Annotated in this window: 12 protein-coding genes; 2 read left to right on the forward strand and 10 right to left on the reverse strand. The window is 74.9% G+C overall.

All coding sequences use genetic code 11. The features are described from left to right. Positions 1–40 precede the first annotated feature (40 nt). On the reverse strand, positions 41–2,206 hold the full coding sequence (locus AAG589_RS19890) for a HelD family protein (protein ID WP_430569026.1): 2,166 nt from the start codon (positions 2,204–2,206) through the stop codon (positions 41–43). 173 nt (positions 2,207–2,379) lie between these two features. After that, on the reverse strand, positions 2,380–3,375 hold the full coding sequence (locus AAG589_RS19895; RefSeq protein WP_430569027.1) for an arabinan endo-1,5-alpha-L-arabinosidase: 996 nt from the start codon (positions 3,373–3,375) through the stop codon (positions 2,380–2,382). Positions 3,376–3,572: 197 nt separating this feature from the next. Between AAG589_RS19895 and AAG589_RS19900 the strand changes: the two genes are divergently transcribed. After that, on the forward strand, positions 3,573–5,774 hold the full coding sequence (locus AAG589_RS19900) for a heavy metal translocating P-type ATPase (protein ID WP_446719771.1): 2,202 nt from the start codon (positions 3,573–3,575) through the stop codon (positions 5,772–5,774). Between the two features lie 67 nt (positions 5,775–5,841). Here AAG589_RS19900 and AAG589_RS19905 read toward each other — a convergent pair whose 3' ends face one another. From AAG589_RS19905 to AAG589_RS19920, 4 genes are all read right to left on the reverse strand, one after another. Continuing rightward, a complete protein-coding gene (locus tag AAG589_RS19905; RefSeq protein ID WP_430569028.1) occupies positions 5,842–8,460 on the reverse strand; it encodes a polysaccharide lyase family protein in 2,619 nt (872 codons plus the stop codon). Positions 8,461–8,587: 127 nt separating this feature from the next. Continuing rightward, positions 8,588–8,998 carry a RidA family protein gene (locus tag AAG589_RS19910; protein ID WP_430569029.1) on the reverse strand — a complete coding sequence of 137 codons (411 nt, stop codon included), beginning with the start codon at positions 8,996–8,998 and terminating at the stop codon, positions 8,588–8,590. Beyond that, on the reverse strand, positions 8,995–10,278 hold the full coding sequence (locus AAG589_RS19915) for an MFS transporter (RefSeq protein WP_430569030.1): 1,284 nt from the start codon (positions 10,276–10,278) through the stop codon (positions 8,995–8,997). Before AAG589_RS19915 ends, AAG589_RS19910 begins: the two co-directional genes overlap by 4 nt. Positions 10,279–10,333: 55 nt before the next feature. Further along, complete coding sequence (locus tag AAG589_RS19920; protein WP_430569031.1) at positions 10,334–11,884, reverse strand: alpha-N-arabinofuranosidase; 1,551 nt, start codon at positions 11,882–11,884, stop codon at positions 10,334–10,336. Positions 11,885–11,959: 75 nt separating this feature from the next. Here AAG589_RS19920 and AAG589_RS19925 point away from each other — a divergent pair, with 75 nt between their 5' ends. Further along, on the forward strand, positions 11,960–12,919 hold the full coding sequence (locus AAG589_RS19925) for an alpha/beta hydrolase (RefSeq protein ID WP_430569032.1): 960 nt from the start codon (positions 11,960–11,962) through the stop codon (positions 12,917–12,919). A 6-nt stretch (positions 12,920–12,925) separates the two neighbouring features. On the opposite strand, the gene AAG589_RS19930 is transcribed toward AAG589_RS19925, so the two are convergent. The 4 genes from AAG589_RS19930 to AAG589_RS19945 form a co-directional block, all read right to left on the reverse strand. Then, positions 12,926–13,624, reverse strand: a complete 699-nt coding sequence (locus AAG589_RS19930) for a response regulator transcription factor (protein ID WP_430569033.1) — start codon at positions 13,622–13,624, stop codon at positions 12,926–12,928. Further along, entirely contained in the window at positions 13,621–14,826 is a 1,206-nt protein-coding gene (locus tag AAG589_RS19935; protein ID WP_430569034.1) for a sensor histidine kinase, read from the reverse strand. The genes AAG589_RS19930 and AAG589_RS19935 overlap by 4 nt, the downstream gene beginning before the upstream one ends. 9 nt (positions 14,827–14,835) lie before the next feature. Beyond that, a complete protein-coding gene (locus AAG589_RS19940; protein WP_430569035.1) occupies positions 14,836–15,699 on the reverse strand; it encodes a CPBP family intramembrane glutamic endopeptidase in 864 nt (287 codons plus the stop codon). Positions 15,700–15,825: 126 nt separating this feature from the next. Beyond that, entirely contained in the window at positions 15,826–16,116 is a 291-nt protein-coding gene (locus AAG589_RS19945) for a DUF1905 domain-containing protein (protein ID WP_430569036.1), read from the reverse strand. Positions 16,117–16,159: the final 43 nt, after the last annotated feature.

Below are 16,159 nucleotides of genomic sequence, written 5' to 3' on the forward strand. Positions count from 1 at the left end.
GGTGGCCGGGCCGGGTCGCTCGCAGGCGATTTGAGGAAGGTCAGAGGGAGCCCACCACCACCTGGGCCAGCTCCTGCGTGCAGCGGGTGAGGGCGACGTAGAGCCCGTTCCAGCCGCGCGGCTCGGCGGCGATGCCGTCCGGGTCGACGACGACGGCGGCGTCCCACTCGAGGCCCTTGGCGTCCGTCGCGGACATCGCGGGCACCCCGTCCGGCAGGGCGTCGCGGAGCGCGGCGAGCCGGGCCGCGGGCGCGACGACGCCGACGGTGCCGCCGTCGTAGCGACCGGCCATCCCCGCGACCGCGTCGGCGACGACGTCCGGCCACGTGTCGCCGTCGGCGTCGACCCGCCAGGGCGCGACCGCGGCGGACCGGACCGCGCGGGGCGGATCGTTGCGGCTGCCCGCCCGGCGCAGCACCGGGGCGGTGAGCTCCATGACCTCGCGCGGGGTGCGGTAGCAGATGGTGAGGTCGGCCCGGCGCCAGCGGTCGCCGAGGGCGTCGCCGACGGCCTCGTCCCAGTCGGTCTGCCGGTGCGCCGAGGACGCCTGGTCGATGTCGCCGACGGCGGTGACCGACCGGGTGGGGCAGCGGCGCACCACCATGTGCCACTGCATGCCGGACAGCTCCTGCGCCTCGTCCACCACCACGTGCCCGTACGTCCAGTCCCGGCGGGCGGCGGCGCGCGCGGCGACGAAGACGCCGTCGTCGTCCTGATCGGCGCCGGCGGCCTCGTCGTCGCCAGTGTCGCCGAGGAGGTCGGCGAGCGCGTCGAGGAGCGGGACGTCGCTGCTCGCCCAGCCGCCGGGTCCGCCCGCCGGCTCGGCGACGACGCGGGCGACCTCCGCGGGGGTGAGGGCGGGGGAGTGCGCGGCGAGCAGGTCCGCGTCGTGCAGCAGCCGCGCGAGCTCGGCGGCGGAGTCCCGGCGCGGCCACCAGGCGTCCAGCGCCGCGGCGACGGTCCGGTCGGCTGCGACGCGCTCGCGCAGCGCCTCGAGGTCCGCGTCCGACAGCACGCCGTCGACGTCGGATCCCGTCGCGCCGGTGGGCAGGGCCCGGTCGTCGGAGGCGGCGAGCCGGGCGTCGAGCTGGCCCAGCACGTCCTCGAAGCCCTCCTCGGCGCGGGCCAGCAGCTCCGCCTGGCGGTCGGCGACGGCGTCGACGAGCAGGTCGTGCACCCGGTCGGTCACGCGGTCGCGGGCCCGGTGGTAGGAGCCCGCGCCCGTCGCGGCGCGGCGGGCGGCGGCCACCTGGGCCGCGGGCAGCACGTACTCCTCGCCGTCGAGCGCCAGGGCGAGCGGGCCGTCGTCCGGCTCGAGCGACGCCACGAAGCTCCGCAGGGCGGGGAGCCACGACGCGCGCCCCTTGAGCTCGGCGACGTCGCGCTCCTCGGCGCGCGTGGGCCGCACGCCCGGCACCAGCGTGTCGCAGGTGGCGGAGACGACGGCCGTCTCCCCGAGCGCGGGCAGCACCTGGGCGATGTAGTCGAGGAAGTGCGTCGAGGGGCCGAGCACCAGGACGCCGCGCTCGGCCAGGTGCGGCTGCGCGAACAGCAGGTAGGCGACGCGGTGCAGCGCCACCACCGTCTTGCCCGTGCCCGGGCCGCCCTGCACCACCAGCGGCGTGCGGGCGTCGGCGCGCACCACGTCGTCCTGCTCGCGCTGCAGGGTCGCGACGGCGGTGCCCATGCGGCCGGTGCGCCGCTCGTCGAGCGCCGCCAGCAGCGCTCCCTCGCCGACGAGGCCGGAGTCGTCGAGCCCGCCGTCGAGCGGCTCGTCGTCGACGCCGACCACCTCGGGCCCGCGGGTCCGCACGTGCCGCCGGCGACGCACGCCCTGCGGGTCCAGCGGCGTCGCCGTGTAGAACGGCCGGGCGGCGGCGGCGCGCCAGTCCACGACCAGCGGCTCGTCGTCCTCCGTCGCGCCGGGCAGCCCGACCCGGCCGAGCCGGCGCGCCGACCCGTCGTCGCCGTCGAGCCGGCCGAACACCAGGCCGTGGTCGGCCTGCCGCAGCTCCGCGCGCCGGTGCCGCAGCCGCACGATCCGCGCGCGGGCGGCGGCGTCCTCGGGGCGGGCGGCGGCGAGCGTGGCCTCGAGGTCGTCGAGCACCGTGGCGCGTCGTGACCAGGCGGCGTCGAGGGCGGCCTGCTCCTCCTCGACGGCGTCGGTGAGGACGGTGGACGTGCTGGTGGGGGTGGGCTGGGGCACAGGACCTCGATTCGTACGGCGTACGGAGACCCTGCGCCAACGTGGGCCCCTGCGAGATTGTTCCCGCCGACGATCCCACCCCGTGTGCCGAACAGGCGGTTGACACCTTGATGGGCCGGCGGGAGGCCCGATAACGGTGTCAACCGCCCGTTCGGCAGCAGTGGGCGGCGGCGTCAGTAGACGAAGGGCCAGCCCGCGTCGTCGTAGCCGAGCAGGTTGATGCCGAGGAACGACGCCCCCGAGTCGGCGTAGTAGTGGTACATCAGCACGTCCGCGTCGACGTCGGAGAAGACGGTCTGGTGCCCCGGCCCGTGGACGGACCCGTGGCCGGCGAGCACCTGCGTGCCGCCGCCCTCGGTCATGGGCACTCCGGCGCGGTCGACGTAGGGGCCGGTGACCGACGTCGAGCGCCCGACCATCACCCGGTAGGTCGAGTCGGCGCCCTGGCAGCAGGCGTCGAACGAGACGTACAGGTAGTAGTAGCCGCCGTGGCGCTGGATGGTGGGCGCCTCGATCGCGCCGCCGCCGCGCCCGGCGATGGCGTGGAGGTCGCTGCCCGAGCGCAGGCCGGTCTGCGGGTCGAGGCGGATCAGCTTGATGCCCGACCAGAACGAGCCGAAGCTCAGCCACCACCGGCCCTCGTCGTCGACGACCAGCGCCGGGTCGATGGCGTTGAAGTCGTCGGACGGGGACGACTCGACGACGGCGCCCCGGTGCGTCCAGGTGCCCGGGTCGCCGGTGGGGCTGGTGGCCAGGAAGATCGCGGACGTGTTCACGCCGAACGACGACGCCGAGTACCAGAGGTAGTACTGGCCGTTCGCGTAGTGGATCTCCGGCGCCCAGAGGTGCGTGCTGCCCCCGGTGTACGCGTCGGCCCAGGGCGTGCCGTCCGGGAACGCGGCGCCGACCTCGGTCCAGTGCGTGCGGTCGGTGGACGTCTTGAGGCGGACGCCCTCGCCGGTGCTCGCGACGAGGTAGGTGCCGTCGGGCTTCTTCACGACGTCGGGGTCGTGCACCCCGGTGTCGCCGGTGACGACGCCGGGGCCGGGATAGTCGGCGGCCCCGGCCGGCGCCGCCGCCACGACGGCGGTGCCGGCGGACAGCGCGGCGGCGGTGACGGTGGCGATCCCGGTGGCGACGAGCCTGGTCCAGGCGGTGCGGGCGTTCATGGTGCTCCTCTTCGTCGAGGTCTCGCAGTGAGCGTTCGCGTGCCCGGGCGATGTTTCCATCGTTGTAGAGATGGCGCAAGGGTGCTGCGGCGATTCGCCGGGAGGGTGACGTCGGCCCGGGTCGCGGAATACGGGCCCGGGGTATATGGTTGGCGGAGACGCAGATACCCCAGGGGGGTATCGACGAGATCGCGAACATGACCGTCCGAGGCAAGGATCGAGCTGTGGACCACTCCTCTCCCGACCAGCACACCGGGCACGGGCGCCCCCACGACGCGCGCGTCCTGGAGCACGAGCACCACGAGCACCACGAGCACCACGACATGACCACGCACGACCAGCACGCCGGCCACGACATGCCTGCGGGCCACGACATGCACGCGGGCCACGACATGAGCGGTCACGGCGGCCATGGCGATCACGTGGCCCAGTTCCGCCGCCTGTTCTGGATCATGCTGGCGCTGGCGGTGCCGACCGTCGCGCTGTCGCCGATGTTCGCGACGGTGCTCGGCTACGAGCTCCCCGACGCGGCATGGGTCTCCTGGGTCTCGCCGGTGCTCGGCACGGTGATCTACGTGTGGGGCGGGCGGCCGTTCCTCACGGGGGCGGTGTCGGAGCTCCGTGCACGCCAGCCCGGGATGATGCTGCTCATCGGCCTGGCGATCACGGTCGCGTTCGTCGCGTCGCTCGGCGCCAGCGCGGGTCTGCTGGACCACCAGCTCGACTTCTGGTGGGAGCTCGCCCTCCTGGTCGTGATCATGCTGCTCGGCCACTGGGTCGAGATGCGCTCGCTGGCGCAGACCACGTCGGCGCTGGACTCGCTGGCGGCGCTGCTGCCGGACGAGGCGGAGCGGGTCGAGGGCGACGACGTCGTCCCGGTGGCGCCCACCGACCTGCGCGTGGGCGACGTCGTCCTCGTCCGCCCGGGCGGCAGCGTGCCCGCGGACGGGCGCGTGGTCGACGGCCGGGCCGAGATGGACGAGTCGATGGTCACCGGCGAGTCGCGCACGGTGGCCCGCACCGTCGGCGACGACGTCACCGCCGGCACGGTCGCGACCGACTCCGGCCTGCGCGTCGAGGCCACCGCGACGGGCGACGACACCGCCCTCGCGGGCATCCAGCGGCTCGTCACCGAGGCGCAGGCGTCGTCGTCGCGGGCCCAGCGCCTCGCCGACCGCGCGGCGGGCTGGCTGTTCTGGTTCGCCCTGGGGGCCGCCGTCGTCACCGCGATCGTGTGGACGGCCGTCGGGCTCCCGGACGACGCCGTGGTCCGCACCGTCACCGTGCTCGTCATCGCCTGCCCCCACGCCCTCGGGCTGGCGATCCCGCTGGTCGTGTCCATCGCCACCGAGCGGGCCGCCCGCGGCGGCGTGCTCGTCAAGGACCGCCTGGCGCTGGAGAGCATGCGCACCGTGGACGCCGTCCTGTTCGACAAGACCGGCACCCTCACCAAGGGCGAGCCGACGGTCGCGGACGTCGCGACGGCGACCGGCGCGAGCGCGGACCTCGACGGCGACGCCGTGCTGGCGCTCGCGGCGGCGGCCGAGGCGGACAGCGAGCATCCGCTGGCGCGGGCGATCGTCCGCGCGGCGCAGGAGCGCGGGCTCGTCGTCCCGCGCGCGACGGACTTCTCGTCGTCGCCCGCGGTCGGCGTGGTCGCGACCGTCGACGGTCACGAGGTCCGCGTGGGCGGCCCGCGGCTGCTGGAGACGATGTCGGTCGAGCCTGTCGAAACCACCGAGGGTCTCGACAAGCTCGACCAGCAGGATGGATCGATCATCCTGCACGTGCTGCGCGACGGCGTCGTCGTCGGCGGGCTGAAGCTCGCGGACGAGGTGCGGCCGGAGTCGGCGCAGGCGGTCGAGGCGCTGCACCGGCGCGGCGTGCAGGTCGTGATGATCACCGGGGACGCGGAGGCCGTCGCGCGGTCCGTGGCGGAGGAGCTCGGCATCGACCGGTACTTCGCCGGCGTGCGGCCGGAGGACAAGTCGGCCCGCGTCGCGGAGCTGCAGGCCGAGGGCCGCAAGGTCGCGATGGTCGGCGACGGTGTCAACGACGCCCCGGCGCTGGCGCAGGCCGACGTCGGCATCGCCATCGGGGCGGGCACCGACGTCGCGATCGCCTCGGCGGGCGTCATCCTCGCCAGCGACGACCCGCGGTCGGTGCTGTCGGTGATCGAGCTGTCGCGGGCGAGCTACCGCAAGATGAAGCAGAACCTGTGGTGGGCGGCGGGCTACAACCTGCTGTCCGTGCCGCTGGCGGCGGGCGTGCTCGCACCGGTCGGGTTCGTGCTGCCGATGTCGGTGGGCGCGCTGCTCATGTCGCTGTCCACCGTGGTGGTGGCGCTCAACGCGCAGCTGCTGCGGCGGTTGGACCTGCGGCCCGACGTCGTCCGGTGACTTCGGTCGTCCGGTACGAGATCGGTCGGGATGTCGACCGACCTCGTACCGGTTGACCGATCTCGGCTCAGGCGATCTCGAGCCGGACGGCGTCGTACGCGGCCTCGTTCCACAGGTGCTCGGCGCCGTCGTTGATCTGCAGCGTGATCTCGTTGCCCTCCGGCCTCAGCAGGCCGGCGTCGAAGGTGATCTCGCGGGTGTAGTTCCGCCCGCCGCGCCCGCTGCGGTACGTGGCGCCCTTCGCGTCCTCCGGGCCGAAGGTCCACACGAACGGCTCGCCGTTCACCCGGACCGTGAGGTTGCTGTTCTCCGGCGGCACCGGCAGCGCCGACCCCATGGCCCACGCCGCCAGCGCGATCGTCAGCGTGGCGCGCTCGCCGGCCGCGGGGGCGCGGTCGAGGTCGAACAGGATGCGCCACGGGCTCTCCTGCCGGGTGACGTGCAGGCGGTAGGTGGTCGGCGACCCGCCGTCGTCGGTCACGACGATCTCGACGACGGTGCGCTGCTCGGTCAGCGGTACGGCGAGCCCCTCCGCGGGGACGACGTCGCCCTCGATCGTGACCTGCGCGCCGCCCCGCCCTGTCGCCCGGACGGTGACCGACTCCTGGTCCCAGGGGAGGTCGGCGGCGAAGTCGGAGCGGAAGGTGCTGAAGCCCGGCACCAGGTCCGCACCGTCGACCGAGAGGTTCTCGAGCACCGGGAGCGCGGCGTCCGCGGCCAGGATCTCGACGGCGTTGATCCGTCCGTCGCCGCTCGCCACGAGGTCCAGGCGACCCCCGGAGACGGTGACCGTGGCGGTGTGGACGGCGTACTCGCCCCGGCCCGAGACGAGGGCCACGGGCGCGTCCCCGGCGAAGGAGACCTGGGTGTTGTTCGCCGCGATGTCGTCGCCGGAGAGCACGGTGACCTCGTACTCGCCGTCGGGCAGGTCCACCGAGAACGTGTAGCCGGAGCCGACGAGGAAGTCCCGCCGCAGGTCGCCGTCCGACTCGCGGTCGCGGGAGTCGACGGCGCGGTCGAGGCCGAAGCCGCCGCCCGCCGCGTAGAGGGTGTTCTGGGCGACCCGCTGGTACCCGGCGGCCACCGGGCTGGACGCCGTGCCGAGGTCGAACAGCCAGACGCCGTCGGCGTCCTCGGGGAGCACGGTGCCCTCGGGCGCCTGCACCGGGTACGACCGCTGGTACTGGATGTAGTTCCAGTCCTGCGGCGAGCTCTTCCCGACGGTGTACGTGACGCCGTCGGGGAAGTCGTCGTGGAACGACGCGAACAGCCCGTAGCGCCGGAACTCCCGGCCGTGGCGGAACTCCCCGGAGGTGCGGGTGGGCGTGCCGAGCTGGAACACCGTGCGGCCGTGGGTGGTCGGCTCCCAGAGCATGCGGCCGAGGGTGACCTCCTGGCCGGCGCCGACCTTGACGTCGTCGATCACGTACTCGCCCCAGAGGCCGCCGCCGTAGACGGTGAGGCGGTAGGTGCCGGGTCGCACGTGGTCGAGGGTGAACCGGCCGCCCTCCTGCAGGTCGGCCCAGTAGTTGTGGCCCAGCACCGTGTCCTGCATGGGCGTGCCGTTGTCGGAGAGCACGACGACGGCGCCGTCGAGGTTCGGCACGCCGGGGACCCGGACCGTGCCGCGCACGCGGGACCGCTGCGCGGTGGGCGTCCAGCCCTCGATCGCGAGCCGGTCGTAGAACTCCGCGTGCGCCTCGAACCGGGCCTGGCGGGCGGCGTCGCGCCGCAGGGCCTTCGGGTCGTCGCCCTTGTTGAGGTAGACGAAGTACGGGCCGTACGTCTTCTGCCAGGCCTGGCCGGCCGCGACGCGCACCGGCGGGGCGCCGTAGTGCGTGGCCTGCGGCTCGACCAGCAGCACCGGCGTGCTGCCCGTCTGGTGCAGGATCAGGTCCTGGCGCACCGGGCCGCCGGTGAACGCCTCGAGGTTCGGCAGCGCGGCCCACATGCCGTAGCCGCTGCCGTACAGCCCGTGCAGGCTGTGGTCCTTCATCGACACGGCCCAGTCGTACTTCGTGTAGTAGCGGCGGGGGTAGGCGGAGCCGGTGCCCTCCAGGTCGTAGGTCGCGTCCATGACCATCTCGGCGCTCGAGATCTCGGCGCCCGTGGGCATCCGGGCCGCCTCCTCGCGCCAGGCGACCGCGTCGGCGTCGTCCTCCACGGAGGCGTGGGTGAAGACGCCGCCCGCGGTGTAGAAGACGTACCGGTGCTGGTCGGTGCGGAAGCCGTGCAGCGCGGCGGGGTGGTCGTAGCTGTAGGCGAGGTGGATCCCGGCCTCGCCCGACCGCACGATGTGGTGGCGGACGAGCCGACACGGCATGTCGCCGGTGGGGCTGTGGTGGTAGGCGATGTCGACGAAGTCCTGCTCGCGCCGGACGGTCAGGTGGTCGTCCGCCGGCGGCAGCGGCAGCCCTGCGCCCTCGCGGACCGTGTTCATGTCGTAGTTGCCGCGGCCCACCAGGTTCACGCCGTCGTAGACGAGCGAGGTGGTCCGACCATTCGACTTGTCGACGGTGAGGCGGACCAGGCCGTTGTCCACCACGACCTGGGTGTCGGTCTCGAGGACCTCAGGCGGGCCCGACGCGGCGGCGCGTGGGGCCTGCGCCCACGGCAGCAGCGCGGTCGCGGTGATTCCGGCGAGCTTCCCGAACGTGCGCCGCGTCATTGCGGCCGATGTGGTCATGCCACGGGAAATTAGCACGATTCAATCGGCGATTGGAAGGATTCATCCGACGACTGGCGTGGCGGGATCGGTCATCTGGTGCGAGATCGGTCAGGAAGTCGACCGATCTCGCGCCAGATGACCGACCTCAGCCGGTGCGCGGGAGCGCGGCGGTCAGGTCCACCTCGACGAGCTGGCCCGGGAAGCCGAGCTGGGCCACGCCGAGCAGCGTGCTGGCGCTGGTGAACGCGGGGGCCAGGGGCGAGTCGAGCAGCCGCCGCCACGCCGTCGCGAGGTCAGCCCGGTCGTCGCTGCGGACGTAGACGACGGACCGCACGACGTCGTCCGCCGCGGCGGACGCGCCGTCGAGCGCGAGGAGCGCGTTGGTGACGACCTGGTCGACCTGGGCCGCGAGGTCGCCGGGCCCCACCAGCCGGCCGTCCGCGTCGAGCGGGCACTGGCCCGCCAGGTACGCCGTCCGCCCCGCCTCGACGACGGTGACGTGGTGGTAGCCCGGGGTGGCGTGGAGGCCGTCGGGGTCGAGGCGCGTGATCGTCATGGCCCGAGTGTCACGGGCTCCGGCGACTCGGTCGACGGATTTCGCGCGCCGCCGCGGCGCAGCACCACGAAGTTCATCGCCGCCGCGGCGAGGAGGACGACGGCGGTCGCGACGAAGACGGCGCGCAGGCCGGCCTGGGCGGCGACGAGGCCGCCGAGCACGGGGCCGGTGACCTGGCCGACGTACTGCGCCGAGACGCCGAGGCCGAGCACGCGGCCGACGGCGTCGGGCGGCGCGAGGTGCCGCACGGCCGCCGTGATCGACGGCAGCAGGCCCCCGAGGCTCAGGCCGAGCAGGACGCGCAGCACGCCCAGCTGCCAGACGTTCGTCACGGCCGCCTGCGCCAGTGCCAGCACCCCCGCCGCCGCGAGGCACGCCACCACCACGCGGGCGTGGCCGACCCGGTCCGCGAGCCGGCCGACCCGCGGCGCCGCGACCACGCTGCCCACGGCGGTCAGCGCGACGAGGATCCCCGCGACGCCAGCAGCGTGCGAGAGCTGACCGAGGTCCTCCACGTACACGGTGACGATCGGCTCGATCGACATCGTCGAGAACAGCAGCAGGCTGGACGTCGCCAGCAGCACGACGACGGCGCCCGGTCGCTGGACCTGCGACCACACGCTCGCGCGCCGCCCGGCGTCGCGCGGCCGGGCCCGCCTGGCAGCGCGAGGCGGCTCGCGCAGCAGGAACGTCGTCGCGAGGAACGCCAGGAAGATCACCGCGCCGCAGACGACGAAGGTCGGACGGATGCCCACCCACGCGGGCACGAACCCGCCCACCAGCGGTCCGACGACGTTGCCCGCCAGGATGCCCGACGACAGCACGCCGAGCGCCCACGCGCTGCGGTCCTTCGGCGTCTGCGCGGCGACGAGGATGGTGGCGCCCGACGAGTAGCCGCCGAGCAGGCCCACCAGCAGGCGCACGGCGACGAGCTGCTCCACGCTCTGCACGAACCCGAGCAGCGTCATCGCGACCGCCATGCCCAGGCTGGCGCGCACCAGCATGGACTTGCGGCCGAACCGGTCGCCGAGCGCCCCCCACAGCGGCGCGGTGAGCGCCGCCGTGAGGAACGTGGCCCCGTACGCGATCCCCGACCAGCGCACGACGGCGCCGGGGCCGTCCACCCCGAGCTGTCGCACGTACTCCGGCAGGAACGGCACCAGCAGCGTCATCGCGACGAGCGTGGTGAACGAGCCGGCCGTGCCGACGGCGAGGTTGCGCCGCCAGAACCGCTGCTCGGGGTCGGCGACGGACGGGTCCTCGACGTCAGGGGTGGTCATGCCCCAGGTCTACACCCGACGTCCGCTGAGTGGGACCATCTGTCTCGTATCGTGGCTACGGGTTCACGGTGAGGCGCACCGTGGCGAACGCCGCCGGCGGCAGCTCGGCCGTGAGGACGCCGTCCTCCAGGCGCACGCCGTCGAGCGGGCGCGGCGCGACGGCGTCGGGCGCGTCGAAGGTGTTGTGCGCGGCCGGGTCGTCGGCGGCGAGCACGGTCGCGACGGGGTCGCTCACCGACTGCCCGCGCAGGTCGATGCGCACGGTGGCCGGGGCGTCCGGGTCGAGGTTGGTCAGCGACACCAGCACCGCGCCGTCCTTCGTGGACGCCGACGCCGACACGGTCCCCACGGCCGTGCCGTCGACGTCGTGCGTGGCCCGCGGCGACCGCTCGCGGACCGGCAGGCTCGCGGCGTCGTGGTGGCCGGCGCTCATCGCGAAGGCGTGGAACGTGGGCGTCTTGATCATCTTCGCGCCGTCGGTGAGCAGCATGGACTGCAGCACGTTCACCGTCTGGGCGATGTTCGCGAGGCGCAGCCGGCGCGCGTGGTCGTGGAAGGCGTCGAAGTGCACGGACGCGACGAGGGCGTCGCGCATCGCGTTCTGCTGGTACAGGAAGCCCGGGTTGGTGCCGCGCTCCACGTTCCACCAGGTGCCCCACTCGTCGAGCGCCAGCCCGATCTTCGCCTGCGGGTCGTAGGCGTCCATGACGGCCGAGTGGCCGGCGATGATGCGGCGCACGTCGAGCGCCTTGCGCATCGTGGCCCAGTACTCGTCGCGCGTGAACTCGGTGGCCGCGCCCTTGTCGCCCCACGTCCCGGCGAACGTGTAGAAGTGGAACGACACCATCTGCCACAGGTCGCGCGGCTCGGCGTCGCCGAGCTTCGCCACCTGCTGCATGAGCGTCTCGGTCCACGCGTAGTCGTCGTCCGACGCGCCCGCCGCGACCCGCACCAGGCGGTTGCCGCCGTGATCGCGCGCGTACGTCGCGTGCTGGCGGGCCAGCGACGCGAACTGGTCGGCGCGCAGGTTGCCGCCGCAGCCCCACGGCTCGTTGCCGATGCCGAAGAACGACACGCCCCACGGCTCGTCGCGGCCGTGCTCGCGGCGCAGGCGCGCCATCGGCGAGTCGTCGCCGCGCGTCAGGTACTCCACCCAGTCCGCGGTCTCCTGCACGGTGCCGGAGCCGACGTTGCCCGAGATGTACGGGGCGGTGCCGAGCAGGTCGCACAGCGCCATGAACTCGTGCGTGCCGAACGCGTTGTCCTCGACGACGTCGCCCCAGTGCGTGTTGACGATGCGCGGGCGCTCCGACGCCGGGCCCACGCCGTCGCGCCAGTGGTACGTGTCCGCGAAGCAGCCGCCCGGCCAGCGCAGGTTGGGGATGGCCAGCTCGCGGAGCGCCTCCACCACGTCGGTGCGGATGCCGCCGACGTTCGGGATGTCGGAGTCCTCGCCCACCCAGAAGCCCTCGTAGATGCACCGGCCGAGGTGCTCGGCGAAGTGCCCGTACAGGTGGCGGCTGATCGTGGGGCCGGGGACGTCGAGGTCGACGACGGCGTCGAGGGCGAGGCCGTTCTCGGGCGCGGTCGTGGGCAGGTCGGTCACGGGGGAATCCTCCAACGTTGCAGGTGGCGGTCAGACCCTACCCGCGGACCGCCCCCGGGATGCCAGACTCCTCGCGTGCCGAACACCCCCGCGCCCACCTGGCTCCGCGCGACCACCCTCGTCGTCGCGGCGGCCGCCGTCCTCGTCGTCGCGTGGGTGTGCGCGACGGCGTGGGGCGTCGTCGTGCACGGGCACCCGGCGTACGCGGTGCTGCTCGTGCTGACGGTCGCGGGCGCGGTGGTCGCCGGGGTGCGGGCGCTGCGTCGTCCGCCCGCGCGGCCGGGGTGGCGGCGTGCGGGGCGGGTGGCGCTGCTGGTGCTCGGGGTCGGGTGGGTCGTGGTGGTCGGGTGGCTGCGGCCGTTCGTCGCCGTGGAGCCGGCGCTCGCGGCGATGCGCTCGGACGACGCCGTGACGGTGACCGAGGGCGCCACGCGGTACGTGCTCGCGCCGGCCGGGGGCGACGACGGCACCGCCGTGTTCTTCCAGCCCGGCGCGCGGGTGGACGCGCGCGCGTACGCGGCGGTGCTGCGGCCGCTCGCCGAGGCGGGGCACACCGTCGTCGTCGCGAAGCAGCCGCTCGGGATCGCGTTCCTCGCGGTCGGGGCGTTCGACGACGCCCGCGCGGCGGTGGACGTGGACCGGTGGGTGGTGGGCGGCCACTCGCTCGGCGGCACCGTCGCGGCGATGGAGGCGGACGCCTCCGACGACGCGGCAGACGCCGCCGCCCCGGCCACGGGGCTGCTCCTGCTCGCGTCGTACCCGGCCGGCGACATGAGCGGCACGCTGACCGCCGCCGTCGCGTCCGTCTCGGGCAGCGAGGACGGCCTCGCGACGCCCGCGAAGATCGACGCGTCGCGCGCTGACCTGCCCGCCGACGCCGCGTTCACCGTCGTCGAGGGCGCCGTGCACGCGTACTTCGGCGACTACGGCCCGCAGCCCGGCGACGGCACGCCGACGATCAGCCACGACGACGCCCGCGCGCAGATCTCCGCCGCGGCCGTGGCGTTCGTCGACGGGCGTTCGTCCGCCCGGTAGCGGCGGTCAACCCGCCGGCGGGACGAGCCCCACGCGGTAGGCGAGCACCACGGCCTGCACGCGGTCGCGCAGGCCGAGCTTGGCCAGGATCCGGGACACGTAGGTCTTGACCGTCTCGGTGGTGATGACCAGCTCGCCGGCGATCTCGGCGTTGGACAGCCCGGCGGCGAGCTGGCGGAGCACCTCGAGCTCCCGCGCGGTGAGGCTGCGGACGACCTCGTCCCGGGCGGGCGACGTGTCGGCCGGCCGCACGCGGCCGGCGAACCGGCCGATGAGGGCGCGGGTGACGGTCGGGGCCAGCAGGGACTCGCCCCGGGCGACGGTCCGGATGCCGTGGAGCAGCTCGGCCGGGGGAGAGTCCTTGAGGAGGAACCCGCTGGCCCCCGCCCGGAGCGCCTCGTAGACGTACTCGTCGACGTTGAACGTCGTGACCACGAGGACCTTGGCGGGCGTCTCCGCGTCGGGCCCCGCGATCCGGCGGGTCGCCTCGATCCCGTCCATCCCCGGCATCCGCACGTCCATGACCACCACGTCGGGGTGCAGCCGGAGCGCGGCGTCGACGGCCGCGCGCCCGTCCTCGGCCTCGCCGACCACCTCCATGTCCGGCTGGGCGGCGAAGATCGTGGCGTAGCCGACCCGGACCAGCTCCTGGTCGTCGCAGACCAGCACGCGGATCGGGGGAGGGGACGTCGGCGGCGTGGTCATGGGCGGCTCCGGGTGGGGTCGGTGGGGATCAGGGCGCGCACGGCGAACCCGCCGTCGGGGGTGGGCCCGGCGTCGAGGTCGCCGTCGAGCACCCGGACGCGTTCCCGGAGGCCGGCCAGGCCGCGCCCGCCGGACGGCACCGCCGGCGCGCCCGGGACGCCGGGCCCCTGCGTGGTCACCTCGACCTCGAGGCGGTCGTCGAAGTGCCGCACGCGCACGGCGGTCGGCCGCCCCGCGGCGTGCTTGAGCGCGTTGGTGAGCGACTCCTGCACCACCCGGTACGCGGCCAGCTCGACGGCGTCGGGCCGCGGCCGCGCGTCGCCGTCCTCGGTCCACTCCACGGGCTGGCCGGACCGTCGGGCCTGCTCGACGAGATGGCTCACCCGCCCCGGCGCCGGTGCTCGCTCGGCCGTCTCCGGCTCGCCCGTCGCCTCGAGCGCGCCCAGCAGGTACCGCAGCTCGGTGAGCGCCCGCCGGCCGGTGTCGCTGATGGCCTCGAGCCCCTCGCCGGCCCGGTCCGGGCGCGCCGGCAGGAGGTACTGCGTCGCGTCGGCCTGCACCACCATCGCCGTCACGTGGTGGGTCACGACGTCGTGCAGCTCCCGGGCGATGCGGGCGCGCTCCTGGGCCGTCGCCGCGGCGGCGGCGAGGCGCCGGTGCTCGACCTCCTCGGCCCGCCAGCGTCGGACTCCCGCCCCTCCGGCCCAGACCACGGCCAGGACCAGGTAGAAGGCGAGGAAGGCCGGCAGCCGGTTGGGCGACCCCAGGGCGGCCAGCGCGACGGCCAGGCCGGCGTAGGCGACGGTCGCCAGGGCGGCGACGCGCCCGCGCGACCGCGCCAGGTGCGCCGCCGCGGAGTACACCGCGACGTAGAGGCCGACGCTCGCGAAGGTCGGCGGGTAGGACAGGGCCTCGTGCAGAGCGAAGGCGGCGCCGACGACCGCCAGGCAGGCCGCGGGCCGGCGGCGCCGGGCCGCGAGGGGGAGGCACTGCCCGAGGACGAGCACGACGGCGAGCACGTCCGGGGGACGGGAGGGCAGGTCGCCGAGCTCCACGCCGATGGCCGAGAGCGTCGGGACCAGCGCGAGCGCCGCGAGCGCCGCCGCCAGGAGGCCGTCCCGGGCGGTCGGTTGGAGCGTGCGCCAGCGCCCGAGCGCCGCGCGGAGGCGCTGGCCCCGGGCGGGGGCGGACGTGGCGGGCACGGCCCGAGCCTACGGTCGGGGGCCGCGCGCCGGGACGAGCGTCCCGCGCCGCCGGGCGAGCAGGAGCATGGGGACGGTGAGGAGCACGCTGAGCGCCACCGTCACGACCGACCCCTCGATGCCGAAGGCCCCGCCCGTCAGCAGGCTCGGGCCGGCGACGTCGGCGACCAGCAGCCCCGGCGCGACGTGCCCGGAGACGGGGATGCCGAGCAGCGCGACGGCGCCGTTCCAGGCGACGTGCAGCGCGATGGCGAACCAGAGGTTGCGGCGCCAGAGGAACGCGGCGCCGAGCAGGCCGCCGGCCTCGATCGCGATGGCGAGGGTGCTCCACACGGTGGCACCCGGGTTGAGCAGGTGGGACAGGCCGAACATCAGCGCCGTGAGGGCGAGCGCGACCCAGCTGCCGAGGAGGCGTTCGAGGGCCTGCAGGGCGAAGCCGCGGAACGTGAGCTCCTCGGTGACGGCCCCGCCCACGGCGACGGCGAGCACCGGGCCCACGACGGCGAGGAGGTCGACGTCGTCGGCAGGGCTGAAGGAGTAGCCGCCGAGGGCGGCGACGACGGCCGCGGCGACCGCGACGAACCCGAGGCCGACGGCGGCCCCGGACAGCGCCTCGCTCACCGCGCCTCGGCGTGCGAGCTCGGGGGTGCGGCGCCCGGCGACGACCCGCATGACCACGCGGTAGACGACGAGGGCGACCGCCGCGCCGAGCACCGGCACCACGCCGGGGCCCTGGGCGGTCAGTCCCGCGACGACGCCGACGCCGAGCAGGCCGATCAGCATCCAGGTGAGGGGGAACCGGAGGACGCGGGCGAGGCGGCCGCCCGGTTCGCGGAGGGGCTGCTGGCGGGGCGTCGTGGCTGTCGTGCTCATGAGGGCCTCCGTGGCTGAGGGCCGCGCCGTTGCACGACCTGCGACGACGCTACGAGCGCACGTGCTCGCGCGAATCGCCCCCAGGGGAGCAGCCCGGGTAGCTCTCGCGGGGGATGCCCCGGCGGGTCAGACCCCGTCGAGCGTGAGGTGCACGACCACCCCGTCGCCGTCGTCCACGCCCTCGGCCCGCCGGACGGCGTCCTTGAGCGGCACGAGGTAGCCGCCGTCGCGGGGGAACAGCGACGTGGTGAACGTCGTGGCGCCGAGGCGGCCGGTCACGGGGACGACGCCCCAGCCGTAGGTGACCAGCGGCGCGACGGCGGCGATCCGCTCCGCCTCGGCGTCGGGCACCGCCACGTAGTAGTACGGCGCGGGGCCGCGCCACTGGAACACCTCGCCGCGCACCTCGAGCTCCATGCGCCCAGGGTGTCGCGGTGTGCCGACACGGGCGAGGCCGGGC

This window comes from Isoptericola sp. F-RaC21 (assembly GCF_038593535.1).
Taxonomy (GTDB): Bacteria; Actinomycetota; Actinomycetes; order Actinomycetales; family Cellulomonadaceae; genus Isoptericola.

Coding starts and splice junctions, on each gene's coding strand:
- AAG589_RS19940 (WP_430569035.1), bottom strand. CDS start 15,699: ATGAGCACGACAGCCACGACGCCCCGCCAGCAGCCCCTCCGCGAACCG.
- AAG589_RS19895 (WP_430569027.1), bottom strand. CDS start 3,375: ATGAACGCCCGCACCGCCTGGACCAGGCTCGTCGCCACCGGGATCGCC.
- AAG589_RS19915 (WP_430569030.1), bottom strand. CDS start 10,278: ATGACCACCCCTGACGTCGAGGACCCGTCCGTCGCCGACCCCGAGCAG.
- AAG589_RS19945 (WP_430569036.1), bottom strand. CDS start 16,116: ATGGAGCTCGAGGTGCGCGGCGAGGTGTTCCAGTGGCGCGGCCCCGCG.
- AAG589_RS19905 (WP_430569028.1), bottom strand. CDS start 8,460: ATGACCACATCGGCCGCAATGACGCGGCGCACGTTCGGGAAGCTCGCC.
- AAG589_RS19930 (WP_430569033.1), bottom strand. CDS start 13,624: ATGACCACGCCGCCGACGTCCCCTCCCCCGATCCGCGTGCTGGTCTGC.
- AAG589_RS19900 (WP_446719771.1), top strand. CDS start 3,573: ATGACCGTCCGAGGCAAGGATCGAGCTGTGGACCACTCCTCTCCCGAC.
- AAG589_RS19910 (WP_430569029.1), bottom strand. CDS start 8,998: ATGACGATCACGCGCCTCGACCCCGACGGCCTCCACGCCACCCCGGGC.